Source organism: Bacteroides eggerthii (genome assembly GCF_025146565.1).
In the GTDB taxonomy this organism is placed as follows: Bacteria; Bacteroidota; Bacteroidia; order Bacteroidales; family Bacteroidaceae; genus Bacteroides; species Bacteroides eggerthii.
Window position 1 is genome coordinate 3,081,087 of record NZ_CP102258.1, and the last position, 25,798, is coordinate 3,106,884.

Consider the following 25,798-nt stretch of genomic DNA (forward strand, 5'->3'; position numbering starts at 1 on the left):
ATAAACACCAACGACATCCGGAAAGACGTTTTCTTTTGTAAAGCAACTACCTTTGCCTCGTTTTTAATACTAATTTAATTAAAAAGATAAAATGAAAAAGTTTGAACTTAAATTTTGGCTGTCATGCGTAATGATGGCTTTGTGCATTGGCTTTACAGCTTGTAGTGATGACGACGAAGAAGGCATTGCCGGAGATGCCAAAACACTCATTGTAGGTACTTGGGAATCTACCTGGAGTAAAGGATATGAGATATACGAAGGTGAGAAAGAAGAATGGGACGAGGCCTATACCGAAGATGTGTACACCTTTAAGAACGACGGTAGCGGAACATACAAAGATGTATCAGGAAGCACTCCCTATACGGAGGACTTCACCTGGAGCATTTCCGGAAACAAACTTAAAATCACTTTCAACGGTTATAGCGATGAAGCTACCATCAAAACTCTGAACGGAACCACATTGGTAATCATTGCTCAGGAAAAGGATGAAAACGAAGAGTTTTATGACGAAATCAGTTTCAAGAAAAAATAACCAACCGGAAAGGAACGGATTATAGTTTCCGGTTATCGGGAAAGCATCCATAAAAGCGGGTGTGTCAAAACTATGGCAATCATATCATTAGCTTCGCTCAAAATATCTTTTATTTCTTACGCTAATGTATAGTCTGTCATGCAGAACGTAGTGAAGCATCTCTTCTCCTACTCACAAAGAAAGTAGATTCTTGAATGACAGAGTAAAATGATAGTTAATGTTAGTTTTGACACACCTTCTTTCTCTTATATCTCCGGGCATCTATGATGAAAACTCCGGGACAACCGGAAGCAGATCTCCGGAGTTGCAAAATCAATAAGCATGTCCCCCTTCATCCTGCATCTCCTTCGCATCAATCTTCTTCCTGTCAATGCTGCGCCATGCGTAGAATATGTATGCAAGCACAAAGGGAACCAGAATAGACACGTAGGCCATCACCCTCAGCGTGAACTGGCTGGAGCAGCTGTTTGCCAATGTAAGCGAGCTTTGCAGGTCGGCGGTGGAAGGATAATAGGCAGTGTTATTATAACCTGCCACAAGCAGCAACGCCAACACCGTAAGCACCGTACCTGCACCTGCAAACCATATTCCTTTATCGAAAGCCGGTTTCCACAACGTACGGATAATTCCCCACAGCACAGCAAGCACACCGATCAGGAACACAACCAGCACCACAGGCATCTCGATGAAGTTTGTCAGATACTTATAAGGCTCCATAAAGATCTCCCCGTTCTCCGGATTCACCGCATAGCCATCGGCAAGCAGTGTGCGGATGACGAATGACAGGAAAAAGATCAGGAACAAGCCCGTATTGCCCCACAACGCACGACGGCAACGCTTCACCAAATCGGCATCACTGATATTATTGATGAAATAGAGCGAACCGAGAATACGCGCCAAGAAGAACACAGCCAGCCCCAGCACCACATTCCAAGGATTGAGCAACGCGTCCAGACCATGACCGGCATTGGCCCAACTGCTGATGACAGGCATCATCGTATCTGCAATATTGCCTTTATTGATATAGAACGCCGACCCCGTAAAGAACGTTGCCACAGCACCGCCCAGCAACACCGGTCCCACCACTCCGTTCAGCACAAGGAACACACGATATGCCTTCTTTCCCAGCAGGTTACCCGCCTTCGACTGAAACTCATAGCTGACCGCCTGCAACACGAAAGTAAACAGGATTATCATCCACAGCCAATAGGCACCGCCGAAGCTCGTGCTGTAAAACAACGGAAACGATGCAAAAAAAGCACCGCCAAACGTTACGAGCGTAGTGAACGTAAACTCCCATTTACGCCCCGTAGAGTTGATTATCATTTTGCGCTGCTCTTCCGTCTTGCCCAAACAGAATATCAACGAATTGCCACCCTGCACGAACAGCAGGAAAACAAGTATAGCGCCCAACAGGGATACTACAAACCACCAGTATTGTTGAAGAAATATATAGGTATTCATGTGAATTATAAATTATGGATTGTGAATTATGAATTATGAGTTACTCCCTTTTCCGGACCTTTCCGTATCGCTTTCAGCATAATACCCACTTCGGCAATCAACATAACGGTGAACAATACGAGGAAGATGAAGAACGTGGTCTGGACAGAACCCACATCCAGTTTGGAGATAGCCGCACCGGTGGGCAGCATATCCTGAATGGCCCAAGGCTGACGACCGCACTCGGCAACCACCCAGCCTGCCTGTCCGGCAAGATATCCCAGCGGAATGGTGAGCATTGCCACCCAATGCATCCAGCGCATCCGCGACAGATCTTTCTTATAGGCAAAAACAAGAACTGCAATGAAGAAAAGGATGAAGTATCCGCCCAATATCACCATTACGCGAAACATATAGAACGTAAGCGGCACATTGGGAACCAACTCGTTGACATCCTTTATATAACCATAGCCGAAATAGGCCACATTCTCCTTCAGCACCTTAGCTGCCACCTGCGCCTCGGCATCGTTGCCAGCGGCCTTTGCCTTACGATAGTCGGAGAAAGCGCCGATAGCCGTTTTCCCTTTCTCAATCTTCTCCCGGGCAGAAAGCGCGGTTGTGCCGTCTTTCAGAGGATAACCGCCTTTCAGCAAGTCATTGATGCCCGGCACAAAAGCCTTTGAGTCGCGCTCGGCAAGCAGCGAAAGGAGATTGGGAATCTCCATGCGGAAAAGGAAGGCATCCTTTCCGTCATCGGCGGTCTTCTTCTCCGGATTGAGAATGCCAAAGGCCACCAGTCCGGCCCCTTCCCGTCCCTGATAATAACCTTCCATGGCAGCCAGCTTCATAGGCTGTTTCTGCGCCACCTGATAACCGGAACCGTCGCCCGTCCATGCGGAGAGCAAAGCGGCAGCCAGTCCCACCCAGGCAGCTATCTTTATACTCGACAAAGCAAATTTCTTCTCACGATTCTTCCACAAATACCAGCAACTCACTCCCACTACGAACACAGCCGCCAGCACCCAGCCGGACAAGATGCTGTGGAAAAACTTATTGACTGCCATCGGAGAAGTAGCCACCGCCCAGAAGTCCACCATTTCATTACGGGCGGTATCGGGATTGAACTCCATGCCTACCGGATTCTGCATCCACGCATTTGCCACCAGAATCCACCAGGCGGAGATCGTTGCACCCAGCCCCGTAAGCCAGGTGGAAGCCAGATGAAAGCGTTTGCTCACCTTATCCCAACCAAAGAACATCACTGCAATGAACGTGGCCTCCATGAAGAATGCCAAAATGCCTTCGATGGCAAGCGGTGCACCGAAGATGTCGCCCACAAACCAGCTATAATTACTCCAGTTCGTACCAAACTCGAACTCCAAAATCAACCCCGTAGCCACACCTATGGCAAAGTTGATTCCGAAAAGTTTCATCCAGAACTTGGCTGTGTGTTTCCAAAACTCATCACCCGTACGGTAATACGCCGTTTCCATGATGCCCATAATAACCGCCAGTCCCAAAGTCAGCGGTACAAAAATCCAATGATAGATAGCAGTCAAGGCGAATTGCGCTCTCGACCAGTCAATCAGGGAAGTGTCAATGTTTTCAAGCATGAGAGTTAAATATTAATTGTTAAGTATAAAGTATGAGATATAAGTTGAGGCAACGAAAATTGCTGTCCTGCCTCACTCCTCACTGAGCATTCCTCACTAATCGCTGTCCCCCCCTGCCCGCAGAATCAGTTCACGACTGACATAATCTTCCTTATCAGCGCCTGCGGCAGCTTCATTCAAATAGTTCGGGAAGAAGAAAAGACGGAGGATGAAGAACATAATAAAAAGCTTTATGGCTATTATCAACCATAAAGTGCGTCCTAACGTCATACTTCGGAAGCCTTCAACGTAGAATTGCCAGATGGCGGTCACGAGGTTTCTCATAGGGATTCAAATTATAATCATTACAAATATAAAATACTTTTATATAAATAACAAATAAAATCCCGAAAAGTTAATTGTCGGCAGAAAAAAGCGATCCGACGGCATAAATCCGGCAAACGTCTATCTCTTTTGCAACTTCAAGAGAGGCGGCATACCTTTGTCAAAGTAAAATTATAGACATTAGGCAATATGATAAACGTAAAAAGATTGACACTGATATCGCTCTGCATGGCAAGCCCCTGCATCGGCAGCATGACGTTGCAGGCTCAGGAAACAGCCGCCAGCACACAGCAGCAGAACAGTGCACAGCCCCTTCCGGCACAATGGGATTTGCAGACATGCATCGACTACGCCCTGCAACAAAACATTACCATTCGCAAAAACCGCCTCAACGCCGAAAGTGCTGAAGTGGACGTCAAGACCGCCAAAGCAGCCCTCTTCCCCAGCCTTACGGCATCCGTCAGCCAGCGCATCGTGAACCGCCCCAACAGCGAAACCAACACCATCATCAACGGCGACAACATCACCAGCAGCCAAAGCAAAACCAGCTATAACGGCAGCTACGGCATCGATGCCAACTGGACACTCTACAACGGCAGCAAACGACTGAACACCCTAAAGCAGCAGCGAATGAACAACCGCATCGCCGAACTGAACGTAGCGGAAAGTGAAAACAGCATTGAGGAAAGCATCACGCAGATTTACGTGCAGATACTCTATGCCGCCGAAGCCGTCAAAGTAAACGAGACCACCCTCGACGTGAGCCAAGCGGAATGTGAACGGGCGCGCGCCCTGCTCGCAGCGGGAAGCATCGCCAAAAGCGACCTTGCCCAACTGGAAGCGCAAGTCAGTACCGACAAATATCAGCTGGTAACCGCACAAGCCACCCTGCAAGATTACAAACTGCAACTGAAACAGCTCCTCGAACTGAGCGGCGAAGAGGAAATGGACCTCTACATCCCCGCGCTCGGCGATGAAAACGTGCTGTCTCCGCTGCCTTCCAAGAGCGATGTGTACCGTTCCGCCCTCACCCTGCGCCCTGAAATAGAGGCCGGCAGGCTGAACGTCAAAGCCTCGGAGCTCGACATCAACATAGCCCGTTCCGGCTACATCCCCACCGTCAGCCTCAGCGCCGGTATAGGAAGTACAAACACCAACGGCAACGACTTCACCTTCGGAGAGCAAATCAAGCAGAACTGGAACAACTCACTGGGAGTGACCGTAAGTGTGCCCATCTTCAACAACCGTCAAACCAAGAGTGCCGTACAGAAAGCCAAAATCCAAAAACAGTCCAGCGAACTGGATCTGCTGGACAACCAGAAAGCCCTGTATAAAACTATCGAAGGATTGTGGCTGGATGCCAGCAGCGCACAGCAGCGTTACGTTGCCGCCATAGAGAAGCTGCGCAGCACGCAAACCAGCTACGACCTCATCCAAGAGCAATTCAACCTCGGCATGAAGAACACCGTAGAACTGCTGACAGAGAAAAGCAACCTGCTCAACGCACAGCAGGAAACCTTGCAGGCCAAGTACATGGCGATACTGAATACCCAATTGCTGAAATTCTATCAGGGAGAAAAGATTACGCTTTAATCCGTCTCCCTCCCCCGAATTCTCAATCACCAAGTTAAGATAAAACAAATCAATAAAGAAGATATAGCACTATGAACAAGAAGAAAATCATTCTTATCGCCGTAAGCATTGCAGTTGTGGCCGGCGCAGGCTTCTGGCTCTTTGGCAGCTCTAAGGCCCAGCATAAAGTGACCTACGAAACGGCTGTCGTAACCAGAGGCGAAATATCGGAATCTATCACCGCCACCGGAACAATCGAACCGGTGACGGAAGTGGAAGTCGGCACGCAGGTCAGCGGCATCATCGACAAGATATATGCCGACTATAACTCCGTAGTCACCAAAGGCCAGCTCATAGCCGAAATGGACCGCGTGACACTGCAAAGCGAAGTAGCCTCGCAACGCGCCGCCTACAACGGGGCAAAAGCCGAGTACGAGTATCAGCAGAAGAACTACGAGCGCAACCGGGGACTGCACGAGAAACAACTCATCAGCGACACCGACTACGAACAGTCCGTCTATAATTATGAGAAAGCAAAAAGTAACTACGAAAGCAGTCAGGCATCACTTGCCAAGGCAGAACGCAACCTTTCGTACGCCACCATCACCTCTCCCATCGACGGCGTCGTCATCAATCGTGCGGTGGAGGAAGGACAGACGGTGGCATCCGGTTTCGAGACTCCTACGCTGTTCACCATTGCCGCCGACCTGACGCAAATGCAGGTAGTGGCCGATGTGGATGAAGCCGACATAGGCGGTGTGGAAGAGGGACAGCGCGTTTCGTTCACCGTAGACGCTTATCCCAATGACACGTTTGAAGGCACAGTGACACAAATCCGTTTGGGAGAGGACAGCTCCACAAGTTCCGGCAGCAGCACTTCCAGCACAGTTGTCACTTATGAAGTCGTAATCTCCGCCCCCAATCCCGACTTAAAACTGAAGCCGCGCCTGACGGCCAATGTCACAATCTACACGCTCGACCGCAAAGACGTACTTTCCGTTCCGGCACGCGCCCTCCGCTTCACCCCCGAAAGGCCGCTTATCGGCGAAAACGACATCGTGAAAGACTGCGAAAGTCCCCACAAACTCTGGACGCGTGAAGGAAACACATTCACCGCGCATCCGGTGACAGTGGGCATCTCCAACGGCATCAATACGGAGATTATAAGCGGCATCAGCGAAGGCGCAACAATAGTGACCGAAGCCACCATAGGAAAGATGCCGGGAGGAGGAGCACCGGCAGACATGCAACAGGCTGCCGGCGGAGAGAGAAGCCCTTTCATGCCCGGCCCTCCGGGAAGCAACAAGAAGAAGAGCAAATGATAACCCATATCCCCATAAATATACATCATCAGCCATGAGCAAGACCGTAATTGAACTTCAAAACATAAAACGCAACTTCCAGGTGGGAGATGAAACGGTGCATGCACTACGTGGCGTGTCGTTCTCTATCAACGAAGGAGAGTTCGTCACGATTATGGGTACATCCGGTTCGGGAAAATCGACCCTGCTGAACATACTCGGCTGTCTGGACACACCCACAACAGGCGAGTATCTGTTGGACGGGATTTCCGTACGCACCATGAGCAAGTCCCAACGCGCCGTACTCCGCAACCGCAAAATAGGTTTCGTTTTCCAGAACTACAACCTGCTGCCCAAGACCACCGCCATAGAAAACGTGGAGCTTCCGCTAATGTACAACTCGTCCGTATCGGCCTCCGAACGCCGCAGCCGGGCCATCGAAGCGCTCAAAGCCGTAAGCCTGGGCGACCGTCTGGAGCATAAGTCCAATCAGATGTCCGGCGGACAGATGCAACGCGTGGCCATTGCCCGCGCATTGGTGAACGACCCTGCCGTAATACTGGCAGACGAAGCCACCGGCAATCTGGACACGCGCACCTCGTTCGAGATTTTGGTGCTCTTCCAAAAGCTGCATGCAGAAGGGCGTACCATCATCTTCGTAACGCACAACCCGGAAATAGCCCAATACAGCAGCCGCAACATCGTATTACGTGACGGACAGGTGAAGGACGACAAAGTGAATCCCGACATTCTGAACGCCGCCGAAACTCTGGCAGCATTGCCCAAACAGGAGGACGACTGATGCGGCAGTCTCAGGCAGTCTCAAAAACATTTTTCATAAAACATCAAACTAATGAACGGAACAAACCTCTTCAAAATAGCTCTCCGGGCACTTGCCAACAACAAGCTGCGCGCCTTCCTCACCATGCTGGGCATTATCATCGGCGTGGCATCCGTCATCACGATGCTTGCTATCGGACAAGGCTCAAAGAAAAGTATTCAGGCGCAAATCTCCGAAATGGGCTCCAACATGATAATGATCCATCCGGGAGCGGATATGCGCGGCGGCGTCCGTCAAGACCCCAGCGCCATGCAGACCCTGAAACTTGCCGACTACGAGGCGCTGCGCAACGAGACGAACTTCCTGTCCGCCGTCAGCCCCAACGTCTCCTCCTCCGGACAGCTCATTGCAGGCAATAACAACTATCCTTCTTCCGTAAGCGGTGTAGGTACGGAATACCTTGAAATACGCCAGCTTACGGTGGACAACGGAGCAATGTTTACCGAAGCCGATATACAGACTTCAGCCAAAGTATGCGTCATCGGAAAGACGATACAAGAGAATCTTTTTCCAACGGGAGAAGACCCCGTAGGACGCATTATCCGGTTCAACCAAGTGCCCTTCCGCGTGGTGGGTGTACTAAAGGCCAAAGGATATAACAGCATGGGAATGGACCAGGACGACGTCGTGCTGGCCCCCTACACCACCGTAATGAAGCGTCTGCTTGCCCAAACCTACCTGCAAGGCATCTTTGCCTCCGCACTCACCGAGGACATGACGGACAATGCCACCGAGGAAATCACCGAAATCCTGCGACGGAACCACAAACTGAAAAGCAGCGATGACGATGACTTCACCATACGCAGCCAACAGGAACTCAGCTCGATGATGAATACCACCACCGACCTGATGACGACACTGCTTGCCTGCATCGCAAGCATATCACTGATAGTAGGCGGCATAGGAATCATGAACATCATGTATGTGTCTGTAACGGAACGCACCCGCGAAATCGGCCTACGCATGAGTGTGGGCGCCAGAGGAGTAGACATCCTGTCGCAATTCCTCATCGAGGCCATCCTCATCAGTATCACCGGCGGACTGATTGGCGTAATCATAGGCTGCGGCGCAAGCTGGATAGTGAAAAGCGTGGCCCACTGGCCCATCTACATACAGGCTTGGAGCGTATTCCTCAGCTTTGCCGTCTGCACAGTGACGGGAGTGTTCTTCGGCTGGTATCCCGCCAAGAAAGCGGCAGACCTGGATCCGATAGAAGCAATACGGTATGAGTGAGCAAATGATTGGTGATTAATGATTAATCGCCAATCATTAATCCTAAAAAAATCCTATCTTTGCATTTGTATGAAACAGTTTCTTTATTCACGATCACGCATCATCGAATCTCTGATTCACATCATCGGCTGGGGAATTGTATTTGCATTTCCTTTCGTTATGATGACACGTGGAGGATTCGATATAACATTGGTGGAATACCTGCGCCATGGCAGCATTGTTCCACTTTCGTTTCTCATCGTCTTCTACACCAACTACTGCTTCCTCATCCCCCGGTATCTGTTCGAAGGACGCATCAAGCAATATCTCCTGCTGAACATAGTGCTGATAGTCTGCATCACCGCCGGAGTGCACTTCTGGCAGGAATATGCTTTCCACACCTACACCAAAGGAGGAAATGAAGGAAGAAGCCACATGGGACCTCCGAAATGGATATTCATCATGCGCGACTTATTCTCCATGATACTCACCGTCGGACTAAGCGCCGCCATCCGCCTTAGCGGACGTTGGGTACAAGTGGAAGCTGCCCGCCGCGAAGCCGAGAAAAGCCGTACGGAAGCGGAATTGAAAAATCTCCGCAACCAGCTCAACCCCCACTTCCTGCTCAATACGCTGAATAACATCTACGCTCTCATCGCCTTCGACACCGACAAGGCGCAAATGGCAGTACAGGAACTGAGCCGCCTGCTGCGCCATGTTCTCTACGACAACCAGCAAAATTTCGTGCCTCTGGCCAAAGAGATAGATTTCATCCGAAACTACATTGCACTGATGCGCATACGACTCTCGTCCAATGTGACCGTTGAAACACGTTTCGACATTCGCCCCGACACTCCAACGGAGATCGCCCCGATGATATTCATCTCTCTCATAGAGAATGCCTTCAAGCATGGAATCTCTCCTACCGAACCCAGCTATATCCGTATCTATTTTAGCGAAAGTGCCGATAGCGTGTGTTGCGAAATAGCCAACAGTTATCACCCCAAGAACGAAGCCGACAAGAGTGGAAGCGGTATCGGTCTGGAACAAGTGCGCAAGCGTCTGGAACTCACCTATCCCGGTCGGTACGAATGGCAGCATAGCGTAAGTGAGGATGAGAAAGAATATAAATCGATTTTAGTAATCAACCATTGACAACATGAATCTGAAATGTGCAATCGTAGATGATGAGCCATTGGCCTTGGACCTTTTGGAAAGCTACGTCAACAAGACCCCGTTCCTTGAACTTGCCGGCAAATACTCCAGTGCCGTACAGGCAATGAACAACCTGTCCGGCAAGGACATCGATCTCCTGTTTCTCGACATCCAAATGCCCGAACTCAACGGGCTGGAGTTTTCTAAAATGGTAGATATGCATACACGAATTGTTTTCACTACCGCCTTCGACCGGTATGCCATAGACGGCTACAAAGTCAATGCTCTCGATTATCTGCTGAAGCCTATCTCGTATGTGGATTTTCTGCAAGCCGCCAACAAAGCCTTGCAATGGTTTGAATTGTTGCAGCAACCCAAAGAGGAAGTGGAAAGCATCTTCGTGAAAAGCGATTATAAACTGATACAAGTGGAGCTCAAAAACATTCTCTACATTGAAGGTCTGAAGGACTATATCAAAATCTACGAAGAGAACTCCCCCAAACCCATTCTCTCACTGATGAGCATGAAGTCTATGGAGGAACTGCTGCCTGCTTCCCGCTTTATACGTGTGCACCGTTCCTACATCGTTCAAAAGGATAAGATACGTATCATCGACCGAGGGCGTATCGTTTTTGGCAAGAATTATATTCCTGTCAGTGACAGTTACAAACAAATATTTCAGGACTTTCTTAATAAAAGGAGTTAAAAAAGTTATCAATCCGTATATATTTTATTGATTCCGGCTGATTTCTAATAATATCCTATTGCATATTAAAAGATGTTTCCTTATCTTTGCAGCGAACAGATAGGAGTTGTGAAACTCCCCAATAGAATAGTTTAGTTAAGTCTAGTTTAGTTTTTGTGTAAAGCACTTCCTCCGTAAGCGAACGTTGGAAGTGCTTTTACATTATGGTATATCCTTTATTCAGGCATCTTCTCAAAGTGCCTTTTCTATTGCAGCTTTAATCAGCGGTTCCATGACATCATATCCCTCACCCGTCGGATGAACGCCATCTTTGGTATAGCGGGAGTTTAAAGCCTTGTTATCGGCAGATACCATTGCCTGATAATAATCAACAAACGGTATTTTGTTGGCCTCTGCATATGCTTTTATGCGGGTATTCAGAGCTTGGATTTTTTGCGGAGCATCCTTTATTTCCATTCTCCACTTAAAGGCGGCGGCAGGAAGTACCGAGGTCAATATAACCTTTATTTTATTGACTTTAGCAAGTTCCACCATAGACACGATATTGCCCAAGGTATAATCCTCATTATACGGATTCGTATTTTCTGCCACATCATTGGTTCCGGCGTTAATGACCACCAAAGCCGGAGAAAGATTGATCACATCTTCCCGAAAACGTAACAGAAATTGATATGAAGTCTGCCCGCTAATGCCGCGACCAATATATCCATTCGTTTTAAAGAAATCCGGATGAGTCCGCACCCAGCCTTCCGTAATAGAGTTGCCTAGAAAAACAACCCTTTTCTCCTTTTTGGCTGGTTTTGGCAACATTGCGTTTTCTTTGGAATAGCGAGCCAAATTTCCAAAATCTTTCTTCTGAGCACAAGCCTCCCCTATTGAGAGACAACAACTGATAGCTGCCAGCAATGCCCACTGGCCAATTCTTTTTCCTAGCATGTTTCTGTTTTTAAGTATTAACATTAGTTCTGGCAAACATACAAATATATCAGGAAAAAAACAAGAATTCTCAATTTGTACAAATAGCATCGCATAACAAAGATCGGGATCTTTCTCCTCCTCCCATCCACAATCCCCTTTAAACAAGACGGCACACATTTGTATATTTTAGTCAATTTATAGAGAATTATATGTATAAAATAATCACTGATTCGAAAATTAATATATATTCACATCCCTCACTCCGTAAAAATCAAAATAATATAAGTAAGTTTGCATTGACTTATCGTTTAGAGAAAATCTTTTTCTAGATGATTGTTTGTTTTGTTTGCATATCATCCTTTCTTTAAGCGTAAAGAAAGGATGATCTCAACACTTTCCACATCTTCATTGTTATCAACCTAAAGAATAGTATATGGAACTGCAACTCTCAAACATACGGAAAGAATACAAGAAAGATAAGTTGATGCGCAACACCATCTCTGAAAACCCCTTTGAGCAATTCGCCTGCTGGCTTAATGATGCTTTGCATTGCGGTGAAGACGAACCCACCGCTATGATCGTGGCCACCGTTGCTCCCGACGGCCGCCCTTCCACCCGCACAGTGCTGCTGAAAGGTGTAGAAAACGGCAGATTCATCTTCTACACCAACTACGAAAGCCGCAAAGGACAACAGCTAGCCGATAATCCCTACATCTCCCTCTCCTTCGTCTGGCATAAGCTGGAAAGGCAGATACATATTGAAGGCAAAGCAGAAAAGTGCCCCCAAAAAGACTCGGACGCTTACTTCTCCACCCGCCCCTACAAAAGCAAAATAGGTGCAAGAATATCCCCACAAAGCCGGATCATCAACAACCGGACGGAAATCATCCGCGCCTTTGTAAAGGAAGCGATTAAGCTGACCGGACAGAGAATACAGCGTCCCGGCAACTGGGGCGGTTTTGCCGTTACCCCTACTCGTTTCGAGTTTTGGCAAGGGCGGGAAAACAGGTTGCACGACCGCTTTCTGTATACTCTTTGCAAAGAAGAACATATCCCCTCATCTTCATCTCCTGAATCCGACGGATGGAGAATAGTGCGTCTTGCACCCTGACCCGGCCTGCCGCACCGAACAAAACAGCCTCCCCGAAAGACAACTGTTTTATCCGGTAATTTCTATGTCAGTAAAGATGTCCACGTCTTCGGCATGATGTGCTACATAGGCTGCCGGACCGGTATCACCCGATTCCAGTATATCGTAAACGACACCCGCTTTACCTTTGCCTGTAATTAGGAATACAATCTTTTTAGCACTGAAAAGCAAGCAGCCTGTCATAGCAATCCGCGGCTGGCCGTTATAAGGATTTATACTCTCCTCATACGGCTGAAAGGATGATAGCAAATATTCCTGACCGGGAAAAATGGAAGAAGTGTGTCCGTCATCACCTGCTCCCAGCAACACCATGTCGAAAGCGGGAAATCCCCGGCGCAAGGGCACTGTGCTGCATACCAAATCCGAATAGCGTTTCGCCTCTTGCGACGGATGACGGCACGTGCCGCAGATAGGAAATACAAATTCATCGGGCATCCCCACTTCGCTAAGCAACAGGCGGAACATTGTACCGTAATTGCTGTCCGAATCATTGACAGGCACACAACGCTCGTCCACCCAAAAGATGCGCATCCGCATCCAGGGAGTTTCTTCGCGATACTCATGCGCCCAAATATCAAACATTAAAGAAGGTGTTGTCCCTCCACTGAAAGCAAAATAAAAAATCCGATCCGGCTCTCGGTTCATCATGTCAATTATGTATCGGATAAGAGCACGCGAGGTCGAAGTAGCAGTAGGATATATATAACTTTTCATAATTCGCAATATTCATCGGTATTCGTCAAATTCTTGCATGGATTAGTCCATTCAGCTCCATGTTCGTTCATCATTGCTTCGCTTTCCAAAGGCCCCCAAGTCCCCACAGGATAACCGTAAAGCGGTGCATCAGGATGTTCCTGCCAATACTTCAACACAGGATTAAAGAAACGCCATGACGCATCCACAGCATCGCTACGCGTGAAGAGGGTCTGGTCGCCTTGTATGCAGTCCTCTATCAGACGGGCATACGCATCTCCGGCGGGCAATCCTCCCAAATCGGAATAGCTGAAGTCCATCATCACCTGTTTCACATCAAACCCCGGCCCGGGAACTTTCATTCCAAATTTCAGCACGATGCCTTCGTTGGGCTGTAAACGCAAGATCAATTTGTTGGCACGCGGGCAATGGCCGCCTTCGCAGCGAAACATCTGATGCGGTGTCTCACGAAAGTGCACCACGATCTCGGTTACTTTGGTCGGCATCTGCTTTCCTGTACGTATGTAAAAAGGAACGCCGTTCCAACGCCAGTTGTTGATACCGATTTTCATGGCAATATATGTTTCGGTACGGGAGTCCGGAGCAACATTCTTCTCTTCGCGATATCCCGGTTTCGTAGCAGATGCAGTGTATTGCCCGCGGACAATATGTTCTTTCAGATCTTCCCCGGTCAACGGCGAGAGGGATTCGTACACTTTCACCACTTCATTACGGAAGTTGTCGGCATTGAACACAGCCGGCGGTTCCATTGCAGTAAGCGCCACCAGTTGGATCAGATGATTCTGCACCATATCCCGCAAAGCTCCGGCTCCTTCATAGAATCCTCCACGCTGCTCGATACCCAAGTTTTCTACTGCGGTAATCTCTACATAGTCGATATAATTACGGTTCCAAAGCGGTTCAAAGATGCCGTTAGCAAAGCGGAAAGCAAGAATATTCTGCGCCGTTTCTTTGCCCAGGAAGTGGTCTATACGGTAAATCTGCTGTTCTTCGAACACCGACGCATATATGCGGTTCAATTCGCGGGCCGATTCCAAATCATAGCCAAAGGGTTTCTCCACAATGATACGCGTGTGGGGGCGATTCAAATGGGCAGCCTTGAGGTGAAGGGGAATCACACCGTACAAAGAAGGCGGTGTAGCCAAATAATACAACATGCCATCCGGCTCCTGCTCACCCGTCAGTTCCTGAAGGCGTACATTCAGTTTCCCATAATCGGCTGCATCGGCGGGATTAAGGGAAAGATAGTGTAAGCGTTTACAGAAATCCTCCATGCACTCAGGCGCATATTCTTCCGAAGCGACAAAACGCTCCAATTCGGAACGGATGTAAGCGCGGTAAGTATCATCTTGGTATTCGGTGCGTCCCACACCTAATACTGCAAAACTTTCCGGTAAACGTTTCTCCTTATATAAGGTATACAGCGCCGGCATCAACTTACGCTTCGTCAAGTCACCGGAAGCGCCGAAAATTATCATCACAAATCTATTCATAGCTTTATTTATGTTTGAGGACATTCCACTGAGTTCCATTAAGAAGGGCTACACATTATATGTTCCCGACTTTGTATCTCCGCCATGTCCGGTCCAGTTTTCATGAAAGAATTGTCCGCGCAATTCATCTACACGCTCAAAGGTGTGCGCGCCAAAGTAATCGCGTTGTGCCTGAATCATGTTTGCCGGCAGCTTGACGGAAACCAATGAATAGAAATAGTTCAATGCCGACGAAAAGGCGGGAACCGGAAGTTCCTCTTTCATGGCCTGTGCCACCAGATGCTTCCAACCGGGAAGCAACTGTTTCATCTCATTGCTGAAATAAGGGGCAAGAAGAAGATGCTGCGGCTTCTCGTTCTGTTCGAAAGCTGCGGCGATATCATTAAGGAATACGCTGCGGATGATGCAACCGCCCCGCCACATGCGGGCAATGGAAGCCAAATTGAGCTGCCATCCGAAAGCCTCGGAAGCACGCTGCAATACAGCGAACCCTTGTGCATAGGACACCAGTTTGGATGCATACAGTGCAGAATAGATGTCCTTCACCATTTCCGACTTGTTATATACCACATCCGTATGCCGACAGACAAAGTGCCTGGATGCTGCCTCACGCAAATTCTTCTGCGCCGAGAGGCTCCGTTCAAAGACCGCCGTAGCAATCAGTCCCAACGGCATGCCCAGTTCCATAGCATTGACCACCGACCATTTGCCCGTACCCTTTTGTCCGGCAACGTCCAATATTTTGTCTATCAGGAAACCGCCCGATTTATCTTTATGTTGCAGTATGTTGGCAGTGATTTCAATGAGATAGCTGCGCAACTTGCCCTCGTTCCAATAGGAAAAGACGGAAGACATTTCTTCATTGCCCAGTTTCAGGAGATTCTTCATCAGCCAATAGGCCTCAGAAATAAGCTGCATATCACCATACTCAATGCCATTGTGAATCATCTTGACAAAATGACCGGATCCAGCCGGCCCCACCCATTGGCAACATGGCGTTCCATCCGATGCTTTAGCGGCAATGCTTTGTAGAACAGGCTTTACTTCTTCCCATGCACTTACAGAGCCTCCCGGCATGATGGAAGCACCGTTCAAGGCGCCTTCCTCACCACCGGAAACACCTGCTCCAACAAAGCGGAAGCCTTTCTCTTCAGCCAGCGCCACGCGGCGGTTGGTATCCTCGTAATTGGAGTTTCCCCCGTCTATCAGTATATCCCCCGGCGACAGCAAAGGGAATAGTTGCTCCATCAGCTCGTCTACGGCATTGCCGGCACGAACCATCATCATTATTTTACGTGGAGTGGCAATGGACTCCACGAAAAGAGCCATGTCCGTATATCCCTGAATTCTTTTTCCGCGTGCTCTCCCGTTCATAAAACGCTCAACCACGCCTTCTTCCACTCCCGGAACCGTACGGTTATAGACTGAAACCTGCCAGCCTTTATCAGCCATGTTCAGAGCCAGATTTTCGCCCATAACGGCCAGGCCTATCAGTCCAATGTCTGTTTTATTTAAGTTCTTCATATACTTGTAAAATTTATCTTTATGATGAAACAAAAAGCAAAACCCATTTGTTCATGTAAAATTTGAAATTACCCCCTGCGATATAGTGCAAATGCCTAAAATATGAATAATTGTAAAATCATTTGCCGTATTAGCTTTGCCGTCTCACAATAAATCACGATTTTTGCACATCGAAACATGTAACGATCAGAAAAAACATAACATCAGAATCAATGAAGAAAGCTCTAATTTCCGGAATCACCGGGCAGGACGGTTCGTTCCTTGCAGAATTCCTGTTGCAAAAGGGATATGAAGTACATGGCATTATGCGGCGCTCATCATCTTTCAATACAGGCCGCATCGAGCATCTGTACTTTGACGAATGGGTACGTGACATGAAGCAGAAACGCACCATTAATTTGCACTACGGAGATATGACGGACAGCAGCTCGCTTATCCGCATCATCCAGCAGGTACAACCGGACGAGATATATAATCTTGCCGCACAAAGCCACGTAAAAGTTTCCTTTGACGTGCCCGAATATACCGCCGAGACAGATGCCGTAGGCACATTGCGTATGCTTGAAGCAGTACGTATCTTAGGACTGGAAAAGAAAACAAAGATATATCAGGCATCCACTTCCGAACTGTTCGGCAAAGTACAGGAAGTGCCCCAAAAGGAGACGACTCCTTTCTATCCGCGCAGCCCGTATGGCGTAGCCAAGCAATACGGTTTCTGGATTACGAAGAACTACCGCGAAAGCTACGGCATGTTCGCCGTCAACGGTATCCTCTTCAACCATGAGAGCGAACGGCGTGGAGAAACTTTCGTGACGCGTAAGATTACACTGGCTGCCGCACGCATAGCGCAAGGTTTTCAGGATAAGCTGTATTTGGGAAACCTCGATGCACGCCGCGACTGGGGATATGCCCGCGATTATGTGGAATGCATGTGGCTCATCCTCCAACATGATACGCCGGAGGACTTTGTGATTGCTACCGGAGAGATGCACACCGTACGCGAGTTCGCCACACTGGCTTTTGAAGAAGTAGGCATACCGTTGCGTTGGGAAGGTGCAGGAATAAACGAAAAAGGCATCGACACCCGAACCGGTAAAGTGCTGGTTGAGGTAGATCCCAAATATTTCCGCCCGTCCGAAGTGGAGCAACTGCTGGGCGATCCCACCAAAGCCAAAACCTTGCTGGGTTGGAACCCGCAGCAGACAAGTTTTGAGGAGCTGGTAAGAATCATGGCTGCACACGACATGAAGTTCGTAAAGAAGTTGCATGCCCGTTCAAAAGAAGAAGAATAACATTGCCAAGACAACATCAATCATGGAAAAAAATGCCAAAATATACATTGCAGGACATCATGGACTGGTAGGTTCTGCTATCTGGAAAAACCTGCAAGAAAAGGGTTACACCAACCTTATAGGAAAAACCCATAAAGAGCTTGATTTGCTGGACGGAGTTGCCGTACGCCGTTTCTTCGATGAAGAACAGCCGGAATATGTATTCCTTGCCGCCGCTTTCGTGGGCGGCATCATGGCAAACAGCATCTATCGTGCAGATTTCATCTACAAGAATCTCCAAATACAACAAAACGTCATTGGCGAGAGTTTCCGTCACAACGTGAAGAAACTGCTGTTCTTAGGCAGCACCTGCATCTATCCGCGCGATGCCGAACAGCCGATGAAGGAAGATGTCCTGCTCACCTCACCGTTGGAATACACCAATGAGCCGTATGCCATTGCCAAGATTGCCGGACTGAAGATGTGTGAAAGTTTCAATCTGCAATACGGAACGAACTACATCGCCGTAATGCCCACCAACCTCTACGGTCCCAACGACAATTTCGATCTGGAGCGCAGCCACGTGCTTCCCGCCATGATCCGTAAGGTGCATCTGGCGCACTGCCTGCAACAGGGCAACTGGGATGCCGTACGCCTTGACATGAACCAGCGTCCCGTAGAAGGTATCAGCGGCAGCAACAGCAACGCAGAAATACTGGACATACTTGCCAAATACGGCATCAGCGACAAGGAAGTCAAACTCTGGGGAACCGGCACGCCACTGCGCGAATTCCTCTGGAGCGAAGAAATGGCAGATGCCAGTGTATTCGTCATGGAGCACGTAGACTTCAAAGACACCTACAAGCCCGGTGATAAAGATGTTCGCAACTGCCACATCAACATCGGCACAGGCAAGGAAATCACGATCCGCCAACTGGCCGAACTGATTGTGGACACCGTAGGTTATCAGGGAAAACTCACGTTCGACAGTACCAAACCCGACGGCACCATGCGCAAACTCACCGATCCAAGCAAACTGCACGCATTGGGCTGGCATCACAAGATAGACATTGAGGAAGGCGTGCAACGAATGTACCGGTGGTACTTGGGCAACGATTAATTCCCAAAGGCAATCCAAACCTGCCTCACACAGGAAAGAACCGTAGCGTTTCAGGGCATCCGTCCAAATAGTATTTCCCACTAAAAGTTTGTATTCTCTAATATAAACCCTTATATTTGCGCAATTTTCAACTAAATGTGCAAATAAATGGAACAAAGTTTTATCGCCTATATAGAGAATAGTATCAAAGCAAACTGGGATCTGGATGCCCTGACCGACTATAAAGGAGCAACCTTGCAATATAAGGATGTAGCCCGGAAAATAGAAAAGCTGCATATCATTTTTGAAGCAAGCGGCATCAGGAAAGGCGATAAGATCGCCGTCTGCGGACGCAACAGTTCACACTGGGGAGTAACATTCCTCGCCACGCTGACGTATGGCGCGGTCATCGTACCCATTCTTCACGAATTCAAGGCGGACAATGTGCACAACATCGTCAATCACTCCGAAGCCAAGCTCCTTTTCGTAGGAGACCAAGTATGGGAAAACCTCAATGAAAGCGCCATGCCCCTGCTGGAAGGCATTTTCATGATGACGGACTTCACCCTGCTCGTGTCGCGTAACGAACGTGTCACCTATGCCCGCGAGCACCTCAATGAGATGTTCGGCAAGAAATTCCCCAAGAACTTCCGCAAAGAGCATATCGACTATCACAAAGACCAGCCCGAAGAACTGGCGGTCATCAACTATACCTCCGGCACAACCAGCTACTCGAAAGGCGTCATGCTCCCCTATCGCAGCCTGTGGTCCAACACCAAATTCGCCTTTGAAGTGCTGCCGCTGAAAGCCGGTGACAAGCTGGTATGCATGTTGCCAATGGCACACATGTACGGACTTGCATTTGAGTTCCTGTATGAGTTTTCTGTGGGTTGCCACATCTATTACCTCACCCGCATGCCAAGCCCGAAGATCATCTTCCAAGCCTTTGCCGACGTGAAGCCCAACCTCATTGTGGCCGTACCGCTCATCATCGAAAAGATCATCAAGAAGAGCGTATTGCCCAAGTTGGAAACGCCCACCATGAAACTGTTGCTGAAAGTGCCTATCATCAACGACAAGATAAAAGCCACCGTACGCGAACAGATGATACAAGCCTTCGGCGGTAATTTTGCGGCAGTCATTGTAGGCGGTGCGGCCTTCAATCAGGAAGTGGAACAATTCCTGCGCATGATAGACTTCCCCTACACAGTAGGTTACGGCATGACGGAATGTGGCCCCATCATCTGCTACGAGGATTGGACACGCTTCAAACCCGGTTCTTGCGGTAAGGCAGCTCCCCGCATGGAAGTGAAAATCCTCTCTCCCGACCCAGAGAACATCCCCGGTGAGATTGTTTGCCGCGGTCCCAATGCCATGTTGGGTTACTACAAGAATGAAGAAGCCACCGAACAGGTGGTGGACAAAGAAGGCTGGCTGCACACCGGCGACCTTGCCTTGATGGATGCCGAAGGCAATGTCACCATCAAGGGACGCAGCAAAAACATGCTCCTCGGTCCAAGCGGACAAAACATCTACCCCGAAGAGATAGAAGATAAGTTGAACAACCTGCCCTACGTGGCCGAAAGCATCATTGTGCAGCAAAACGAGAAACTCGTCGGACTGGTATATCCCGATTTCGATGATGCCTTTGCCCATGGGCTCACCAACGATGACATAGAACGTGTCATGGAAGAGAATCGTGTGGCTCTGAACGCAGAATTGCCCGCTTACAGCCAGGTATCAAAAATGAAGATATATCCTGAGGAATTTGAGAAAACGCCGAAAAAATCCATTAAACGTTTCTTATACCAAGAAGCAAAAGGATAAACGCATACTCTATTCCTATTCCCAAAGACAAACGAATCATGAAACGTATATTCTCATTCATCTGCCTGTCCTTGCTTTTAGCAGGGACAGTTGTTTATGCTCAAACAGACAAGCTCCGCCCAGCCCGCAAGGAAAGAGCAGGCATCAACCTCTCTCTTTGGAAGAACCTTGCCACACAACGTACGGACACAGTAGGGAGCACATTCCTCAATCTCGGTATCTTCTCTGCCATGAACCGCCTGAACGGTTTGGGAGTAAACGTATTGGGTTCCGTTACGGGCAGAGACATGAACGGTGTGCAATTCTCCGGCATATCCAATATAGTAGGCGGAAGTATGCGAGGCATACAGGTAGCAGGCATAACCAATATCAACGGTGACAATCTCTGCGGCCTGTCCGTTTCCGGCCTTGTAGGCATCACAGGCAATCATGCGCAGGGAGTGGTATTCTCCGGTCTGGCCAACATTGCAGGCGACAACAGTAACGGAGTCATCATAGGCGGCCTGCTGAACATCACCGGCGAAAAGACCGGCGGTGTGCAGCTTGCAGGACTTGCCAACATTTCGGGCGGTGATTTCGCGGGTGTCACCACATCCGGCCTGCTGAACGTGGTAGGCAACAATATGAAAGGGATTCAGATCTCCGGTTTAGGGAACATCACAGGCGGAACGGCTACCGGCATTCAACTTGCCCCCCTAAACGTGGCTGTCCGCGCCAAAGGGCTCCAGATAGGTTTAGTGAACTATTACAAAGAGAAGCTGGACGGGTTTCAGCTGGGACTGGTCAATGCCAATCCCGACACCCAAGTGCAGATGATGCTTTTTGGCGGCAACGCCACCAAGCTGAATATGGCCGCCCGCTTCAAGAACGAGCTGTTCTACACCATTCTCGGCGGCGGTACGCATTACCTCGATTTCAGCGACAAATTCTCCGGTGCACTCTTCTACCGCGCCGGCTTGGAACTGCCTCTTTACAAGCAACTATTCATCAGCGGCGATTTAGGCTACCAGCATGTAGAGACCTTCAAGAACAAAGATTACGGTTTTCCGGCACGCCTCTACTCTCTCCAGACCCGCATAAACCTTGAATACCGCCTGACGGAACGCTTGGGTGTGTTCGTGACCGGCGGTTACGGCTGGGACAGGTATTACAACCGAAATGCCAACTTCGACAAAGGAGTGATTGTGGAAGGCGGTATAGTATTATTCAAATACTAAAGCCGATACTGACGGAATAAAATCATCCCACAAGATAAAATAAATCATCCCATGAGACGAATAAATTCATCTTACGGGATGATTTTATTCATCCCGCAGGACCAAATTATTTATCCTGCGAGACGAATCCGAGTATAACTCAAAAAATCTCTTTCTCTTTGATCAAGCCGGTTCTATATGCCACCAACAGCTTTTTCAAGTCCTGAATCTGCGTTACAAGCTGTTTGCCTTTATCCGTATCCTTCACCATCATGCGCTGCGAATTGAACTCGATGACGAATGTTGTCGACTTAATATCCTGTCCTTCCTCAATCGCCTTCTGACGGCTTTGGAAAGGATCATGCTGCACCAGCTGCATTCCATGCGAATGATATACCAGCGTGTATCCCGCAATGCCCGTTTCGGGCTGGTAGGCTTTGGAAAAGCCGCCGTCAATCACCAGCAGCTTGCCGTCGGCCTTTATGGGGCGTTCGCCTTTAATCGTCTTTACAGGTACATGTCCGTTGATGATGTGTGAATGAGGGCCCGGCTCCACCCCGAACTCCGTTAAAATACTGTCACAGATATCGGCGCGGTTGCGAAGCGTATAATAATATCCCTTGTTCTCCTTGTGCAATGCCTTGTCGGCAACGAAATAACGCTCAAACGTCGCCATTTTATCCTTGTCGAAAGACGGTGCATCCGGTCCGCACCACATATACCACATATAGTCCAGTGCAAAGTTCTTCTCCTCCGAACCGTCCTCGTCAAAGTACGCGGTACGAATCAACTGGTCCGTTTTTTGCAGCAGCTTATGTCCCCAATATTCTTTCTTGCCGATGCGCACATGCTTGAAACTTCCGTCTTCGTTCAGGGGTACGGAAGCGTGGTACAACAGGTTACTGTTGCACACCAGATACATGCCGCCATACGTAAACAGGCAACGCATGTGTTTCTTCAGCTTCTCGCTATTCATAAACGAAGCGTGTATCTTGTCCACCAGCTCCCGTTCCTCATCGGTCAGGCGGTACGGATCGGCCGGGTCAATGGTTGGGAAATTGGCATCGCGCAACTCATACTCTTTTCCTTCGTACACAAACACTCCCCGTTCAAAGTCTATCTTATGCAACAGCTTCCTGTTCTCCATGCCAAACTCCGGACGGCGGTTGATGATCTCCGCTTCCAGCTTGAATTGAATAATCGTAATGGCCTTATGCATCTGCGTAATCAGGCGCAAAGTCTTTTCATTATAATTGGCATCGGCAAAATTCATCTTCGGGGCAAAGATGGCACAAGAGTCATCCGCATAAGTATCCATTGCAAAGGTGGCCAGCGGCAGCAGGTTGATGCCGTATCCGTCTTCCAGCGTCGCCAGGTTGGCATAGCGCATGGACATGCGGATTACGTTCGCTATGCAGGCATCATTGCCCGATGCAGCTCCCATCCACAGGATATCGTGGTTTCCCCATTGAATATCGAAGTTGTGATAGTCGCAGAGCGTATCCATGATGATATGCGCCCCCGGACCGCGGTCGTAGATGTCTCCTACGATGTGCAGGGAATCTATCGTCAGCCGTTGGATCAGCTTGCACATGGCTATGATGAAATCATCCGCACGCTTGGTCGAGATGATCGTGCTGACGATGACATTGATATACGCATGTTTGTTGGGCTCTACGCTCGACTCGTGCAGCAGCTCCTGAATGATGTAGGAGAATTCTGCCGGCAATGCCTTGCGCACCTTCGAGCGTGTATATTTGGAAGAGACATTCTGGCACACCTTCACCAACTGGTTCAGGGTGATGAGATACCAGTCGTCCAAATCCGTTTCCTCTTCCTTTATCAGCTGCAGCTTCTCTTCCGGATAATAAATCAGCGTACAGATTTCTTTCTTTTCACTTTCGCGCAGCGTGTGGCCGAAGATTTCATTCACCTTCCTCTTCACCGCGCCCGAAGCGTTCTTCAATACGTGCTGAAAAGCCTCGTATTCTCCATGAATATCCGTAAGAAAATGTTCCGTCCCCTTAGGCAAATTCAGAATAGCCTCCAGGTTAATGATTTCCGTACTGGCATCGGCTATGGTAGGAAAACTGCGCGACAGTAACTGCAGATAGCGCAAGTCGCTGATTATACTTTCCGGAGTAATGGTTCCCATGACAAGATTTATGATTTTAGATTTATGATTCATATTCGGTTGTCCGTAATTAAAACAACTCTTCTTTTCTCAACTTTTTAATTCTCAACCCAGCAAGAACATCAACAGCACTTGCGCTATGATTACGCGCAGGAACATACACATCGGATAGACCGTTGCATACGCCACCGACGGATTGTCTCCCGGAATGGTGTCGTTGGCATAATTCAGCGCCATGGGGTTTGCCATACTTCCGCACAGCATACCTGCTATGGAACCGAAGTCCACTTTCATCCATTTAAAGGCGATCACGCCCATTATCAGTACCGGAACAACAGTCAGCACAAATCCCGCAGCAATCCACAGCAGACCCTCCGGACGGAACACCGTCTCGAAGAAGTGCGCCCCCGCATCCAACCCCAGACAAGCAAGGTAGAGTGACAGTCCCAACGCGCGAAGCATCAGGTTGGCGCTGCGCGTGGTATAGGTCACCATGTGCATGCGCGGTCCGAAAGTGCCTATCAGAATACCTACAATAATCGGGCCGCCTGCCAGTCCCAGTTTCACCGGAGCGCTGATGCCCGGCAAGGAAAAGGGAATTGCTCCCAAAGCCAGTCCCAGGACAATGCCTATGAACACCGCCACCAGGTTCGGTTCTTTCAGGCTCTTGATAGCGTTGCCCAACACTTTTTCCACATTCTGTATGGCAGCTGCTTCACCTACCACCGTCAGGCGGTCTCCCAGTTGCAAGGTCAGCTCTGCAGTGGCAAGAAGCTGCACGCCGCTACGATACACACGACTGATGTTGATGCCGTAATGGTTGCGCAGATGAAGCGAGCCCAGCTTCTTTCCGTTCAGTTCGGGGCGCGTCACTACGATCCGTTGTGATATGAGCTGGCTGTCTATGGCATTCCAGTCAATATCTTCCTTATTCCAGTCGGTATGCTCCTGTTCTCCGAACAGCACAGTCAGTGCCGGAGCATACTTTTCCGAAGTCACCACCAGCAAGCGGTCTCCCTCCTTAATTATCTTCTCGGAGGTAGGAATACTCACGTTACCGTCCCTCCACAAACGGGAAATGACGAACTTCGGATAGTTCAGCCCGCCTATCTCCTTGATGCTTTTATTGAAAATGGCCGGGTTGTGTACTTGAAACGCCGCAATGTAGGTTTTGTTCGCATCGTCCTTCTCTTTCAGCTCCAGATCTTCCTTGCGCACCAGCGCCTTGCGTATTGCCAGCACAGCAAGAATCACTCCCACCACGCCAAGCGGATATGCCACCGCGCAGCCCAAAGCCGGAGTACTGGACTCCAGTCCCATTTGCTTCAGAGTCTGCTGTGCCGCACCCAGCGCTGGGGTATTGGTCGTAGCGCCGCAAAGGATACCCACCATGTCCGGCAGCGAGATATTCAGCCCGTAACTGCCCAGCACAGTCATCAAAGTACCAATCAGCACCACACCCAGAGCCAGCATATTGAGTTGTACGCCTCCCTTGCGGAAAGAGCTGAAGAAACCGGGCCCCACCTGCAGTCCCAACGCATATACAAATATCACCAATCCGAAACTTTCCGCATAGTTCAGCATCTGCGGATCAATGGACAATCCGAAATGCCCGGCAAGGATACCGGCAAAGAACACAAACGTCACTCCAAGGGAAATGCCGCAAACATGCACCTTTCCCAAGCCCAATCCGATAGCGGAAATCAGCGAGAGCACCACCACTGCCTGCAAGGCAGAGTGTTCGACAAACAAACTATATAGCCAGTCCAAAGT

21 protein-coding genes are annotated in these 25,798 nt (G+C 49.0%); 12 read left to right on the forward strand and 9 right to left on the reverse strand.

Going from position 1 to position 25,798, the window contains the following annotated elements; translation table 11 throughout:
- Positions 1 to 91 precede the first annotated feature (91 nt).
- Positions 92 to 532 carry a lipocalin-like domain-containing protein gene (locus NQ546_RS12800; RefSeq protein WP_004290711.1) on the forward strand — a complete coding sequence of 147 codons (441 nt, stop codon included), beginning with the start codon at positions 92 to 94 and terminating at the stop codon, positions 530 to 532.
- Positions 533 to 844: 312 nt separating this feature from the next.
- Here NQ546_RS12800 and NQ546_RS12805 read toward each other — a convergent pair whose 3' ends face one another.
- The 3 genes from NQ546_RS12805 to NQ546_RS12815 form a co-directional block, all read right to left on the reverse strand.
- Complete coding sequence (locus NQ546_RS12805) at positions 845 to 1,996, reverse strand: cytochrome d ubiquinol oxidase subunit II (protein WP_004290710.1); 1,152 nt, start codon at positions 1,994 to 1,996, stop codon at positions 845 to 847.
- Between the two features lie 26 nt (positions 1,997 to 2,022).
- Positions 2,023 to 3,588, reverse strand: coding sequence for a cytochrome ubiquinol oxidase subunit I (locus tag NQ546_RS12810; RefSeq protein ID WP_004290709.1), 1,566 nt, complete (start codon positions 3,586 to 3,588; stop codon positions 2,023 to 2,025).
- 96 nt (positions 3,589 to 3,684) lie between these two features.
- Entirely contained in the window at positions 3,685 to 3,912 is a 228-nt protein-coding gene (locus NQ546_RS12815; protein WP_004290708.1) for a DUF4492 domain-containing protein, read from the reverse strand.
- A gap of 189 nt (positions 3,913 to 4,101) precedes the next feature.
- Between NQ546_RS12815 and NQ546_RS12820 the strand changes: the two genes are divergently transcribed.
- The 6 genes from NQ546_RS12820 (at position 4,102) to NQ546_RS12845 (ending at position 10,699) form a co-directional block, all read left to right on the forward strand.
- On the forward strand, positions 4,102 to 5,505 hold the full coding sequence (locus NQ546_RS12820) for a TolC family protein (RefSeq protein ID WP_004293038.1): 1,404 nt from the start codon (positions 4,102 to 4,104) through the stop codon (positions 5,503 to 5,505).
- A 71-nt stretch (positions 5,506 to 5,576) separates the two neighbouring features.
- The gene (locus tag NQ546_RS12825) at positions 5,577 to 6,806 is read left to right on the forward strand and encodes an efflux RND transporter periplasmic adaptor subunit (protein WP_004290706.1); all 1,230 of its coding nucleotides are present in this window, start codon (positions 5,577 to 5,579) and stop codon (positions 6,804 to 6,806) included.
- Positions 6,807 to 6,840: 34 nt separating this feature from the next.
- Complete coding sequence (locus tag NQ546_RS12830; RefSeq protein ID WP_004290705.1) at positions 6,841 to 7,587, forward strand: ABC transporter ATP-binding protein; 747 nt, start codon at positions 6,841 to 6,843, stop codon at positions 7,585 to 7,587.
- 51 nt (positions 7,588 to 7,638) lie between these two features.
- Complete coding sequence (locus NQ546_RS12835; RefSeq protein WP_004290704.1) at positions 7,639 to 8,859, forward strand: ABC transporter permease; 1,221 nt, start codon at positions 7,639 to 7,641, stop codon at positions 8,857 to 8,859.
- 69 nt (positions 8,860 to 8,928) lie between these two features.
- Positions 8,929 to 9,993 (forward strand): sensor histidine kinase, encoded by a 1,065-nt coding sequence (locus tag NQ546_RS12840; RefSeq protein ID WP_004293037.1) that lies wholly within the window; start codon positions 8,929 to 8,931, stop codon positions 9,991 to 9,993.
- 4 nt (positions 9,994 to 9,997) lie between these two features.
- Positions 9,998 to 10,699: a LytR/AlgR family response regulator transcription factor gene (locus NQ546_RS12845; RefSeq protein ID WP_004290702.1), complete on the forward strand. Its 702-nt coding sequence runs from the start codon at positions 9,998 to 10,000 to the stop codon at positions 10,697 to 10,699.
- A 231-nt stretch (positions 10,700 to 10,930) separates the two neighbouring features.
- Here NQ546_RS12845 and NQ546_RS12850 read toward each other — a convergent pair whose 3' ends face one another.
- On the reverse strand, positions 10,931 to 11,635 hold the full coding sequence (locus NQ546_RS12850; protein ID WP_039953349.1) for an SGNH/GDSL hydrolase family protein: 705 nt from the start codon (positions 11,633 to 11,635) through the stop codon (positions 10,931 to 10,933).
- Between the two features lie 415 nt (positions 11,636 to 12,050).
- On the opposite strand from NQ546_RS12850, the gene pdxH reads away from it, so the two are divergent.
- On the forward strand, positions 12,051 to 12,728 hold the full coding sequence (gene pdxH, locus NQ546_RS12855; RefSeq protein ID WP_004290699.1) for a pyridoxamine 5'-phosphate oxidase: 678 nt from the start codon (positions 12,051 to 12,053) through the stop codon (positions 12,726 to 12,728).
- Between the two features lie 48 nt (positions 12,729 to 12,776).
- Here pdxH and pgl read toward each other — a convergent pair whose 3' ends face one another.
- Genes pgl through gnd form a run of 3 tightly spaced genes read right to left on the reverse strand, consistent with a single transcriptional unit; the run spans position 12,777 to position 16,498 of the window.
- Positions 12,777 to 13,481 carry a 6-phosphogluconolactonase gene (gene pgl / locus NQ546_RS12860; protein ID WP_004290698.1) on the reverse strand — a complete coding sequence of 235 codons (705 nt, stop codon included), beginning with the start codon at positions 13,479 to 13,481 and terminating at the stop codon, positions 12,777 to 12,779.
- Complete coding sequence (gene zwf / locus NQ546_RS12865) at positions 13,478 to 14,974, reverse strand: glucose-6-phosphate dehydrogenase (protein WP_039953348.1); 1,497 nt, start codon at positions 14,972 to 14,974, stop codon at positions 13,478 to 13,480. The genes pgl and zwf overlap by 4 nt, the downstream gene beginning before the upstream one ends.
- Positions 14,975 to 15,022: 48 nt before the next feature.
- Positions 15,023 to 16,498: a decarboxylating NADP(+)-dependent phosphogluconate dehydrogenase gene (gnd, locus tag NQ546_RS12870; protein WP_004290696.1), complete on the reverse strand. Its 1,476-nt coding sequence runs from the start codon at positions 16,496 to 16,498 to the stop codon at positions 15,023 to 15,025.
- Between the two features lie 212 nt (positions 16,499 to 16,710).
- On the opposite strand from gnd, the gene gmd reads away from it, so the two are divergent.
- The 4 genes from gmd to NQ546_RS12890 all read left to right on the forward strand — a co-directional run bounded on the left by gmd (position 16,711) and on the right by NQ546_RS12890 (position 21,912).
- A complete protein-coding gene (gmd, locus tag NQ546_RS12875; RefSeq protein ID WP_004290695.1) occupies positions 16,711 to 17,790 on the forward strand; it encodes a GDP-mannose 4,6-dehydratase in 1,080 nt (359 codons plus the stop codon).
- 19 nt (positions 17,791 to 17,809) lie between these two features.
- Positions 17,810 to 18,889, forward strand: a complete 1,080-nt coding sequence (locus NQ546_RS12880; protein ID WP_029429267.1) for a GDP-L-fucose synthase family protein — start codon at positions 17,810 to 17,812, stop codon at positions 18,887 to 18,889.
- 147 nt (positions 18,890 to 19,036) lie between these two features.
- Positions 19,037 to 20,695 (forward strand): long-chain fatty acid--CoA ligase, encoded by a 1,659-nt coding sequence (locus NQ546_RS12885; protein WP_004290693.1) that lies wholly within the window; start codon positions 19,037 to 19,039, stop codon positions 20,693 to 20,695.
- 38 nt (positions 20,696 to 20,733) lie between these two features.
- Entirely contained in the window at positions 20,734 to 21,912 is a 1,179-nt protein-coding gene (locus NQ546_RS12890) for an LA_2272 family surface repeat-containing protein (RefSeq protein ID WP_004290692.1), read from the forward strand.
- A 139-nt stretch (positions 21,913 to 22,051) separates the two neighbouring features.
- Here the strand turns inward: NQ546_RS12890 and NQ546_RS12895 are convergent, their stop codons facing one another.
- Together NQ546_RS12895 and NQ546_RS12900 are read right to left on the reverse strand one after the other, a co-directional pair.
- Positions 22,052 to 24,046 (reverse strand): fructose-bisphosphatase class III, encoded by a 1,995-nt coding sequence (locus tag NQ546_RS12895; protein ID WP_004293029.1) that lies wholly within the window; start codon positions 24,044 to 24,046, stop codon positions 22,052 to 22,054.
- Between the two features lie 84 nt (positions 24,047 to 24,130).
- Positions 24,131 to 25,795 (reverse strand): putative transporter, encoded by a 1,665-nt coding sequence (locus NQ546_RS12900; RefSeq protein WP_004290690.1) that lies wholly within the window; start codon positions 25,793 to 25,795, stop codon positions 24,131 to 24,133.
- Positions 25,796 to 25,798: the final 3 nt, after the last annotated feature.

What these genes read in the sequence shown, in the direction of transcription:
- NQ546_RS12800 (WP_004290711.1), top strand. Translation starts at nt 92, where the DNA reads ATGAAAAAGTTTGAACTTAAATTTTGGCTGTCATGCGTAATGATGGCT.
- NQ546_RS12805 (WP_004290710.1), bottom strand. Translation starts at nt 1,996, where the DNA reads ATGAATACCTATATATTTCTTCAACAATACTGGTGGTTTGTAGTATCC.
- NQ546_RS12810 (WP_004290709.1), bottom strand. Translation starts at nt 3,588, where the DNA reads ATGCTTGAAAACATTGACACTTCCCTGATTGACTGGTCGAGAGCGCAA.
- NQ546_RS12815 (WP_004290708.1), bottom strand. Translation starts at nt 3,912, where the DNA reads ATGAGAAACCTCGTGACCGCCATCTGGCAATTCTACGTTGAAGGCTTC.
- NQ546_RS12820 (WP_004293038.1), top strand. Translation starts at nt 4,102, where the DNA reads ATGATAAACGTAAAAAGATTGACACTGATATCGCTCTGCATGGCAAGC.
- NQ546_RS12825 (WP_004290706.1), top strand. Translation starts at nt 5,577, where the DNA reads ATGAACAAGAAGAAAATCATTCTTATCGCCGTAAGCATTGCAGTTGTG.
- NQ546_RS12830 (WP_004290705.1), top strand. Translation starts at nt 6,841, where the DNA reads ATGAGCAAGACCGTAATTGAACTTCAAAACATAAAACGCAACTTCCAG.
- NQ546_RS12835 (WP_004290704.1), top strand. Translation starts at nt 7,639, where the DNA reads ATGAACGGAACAAACCTCTTCAAAATAGCTCTCCGGGCACTTGCCAAC.
- NQ546_RS12840 (WP_004293037.1), top strand. Translation starts at nt 8,929, where the DNA reads ATGAAACAGTTTCTTTATTCACGATCACGCATCATCGAATCTCTGATT.
- NQ546_RS12845 (WP_004290702.1), top strand. Translation starts at nt 9,998, where the DNA reads ATGAATCTGAAATGTGCAATCGTAGATGATGAGCCATTGGCCTTGGAC.
- NQ546_RS12850 (WP_039953349.1), bottom strand. Translation starts at nt 11,635, where the DNA reads ATGCTAGGAAAAAGAATTGGCCAGTGGGCATTGCTGGCAGCTATCAGT.
- pdxH (WP_004290699.1), top strand. Translation starts at nt 12,051, where the DNA reads ATGGAACTGCAACTCTCAAACATACGGAAAGAATACAAGAAAGATAAG.
- pgl (WP_004290698.1), bottom strand. Translation starts at nt 13,481, where the DNA reads ATGAAAAGTTATATATATCCTACTGCTACTTCGACCTCGCGTGCTCTT.
- zwf (WP_039953348.1), bottom strand. Translation starts at nt 14,974, where the DNA reads ATGAATAGATTTGTGATGATAATTTTCGGCGCTTCCGGTGACTTGACG.
- gnd (WP_004290696.1), bottom strand. Translation starts at nt 16,498, where the DNA reads ATGAAGAACTTAAATAAAACAGACATTGGACTGATAGGCCTGGCCGTT.
- gmd (WP_004290695.1), top strand. Translation starts at nt 16,711, where the DNA reads ATGAAGAAAGCTCTAATTTCCGGAATCACCGGGCAGGACGGTTCGTTC.
- NQ546_RS12885 (WP_004290693.1), top strand. Translation starts at nt 19,037, where the DNA reads ATGGAACAAAGTTTTATCGCCTATATAGAGAATAGTATCAAAGCAAAC.
- NQ546_RS12890 (WP_004290692.1), top strand. Translation starts at nt 20,734, where the DNA reads ATGAAACGTATATTCTCATTCATCTGCCTGTCCTTGCTTTTAGCAGGG.
- NQ546_RS12895 (WP_004293029.1), bottom strand. Translation starts at nt 24,046, where the DNA reads ATGGGAACCATTACTCCGGAAAGTATAATCAGCGACTTGCGCTATCTG.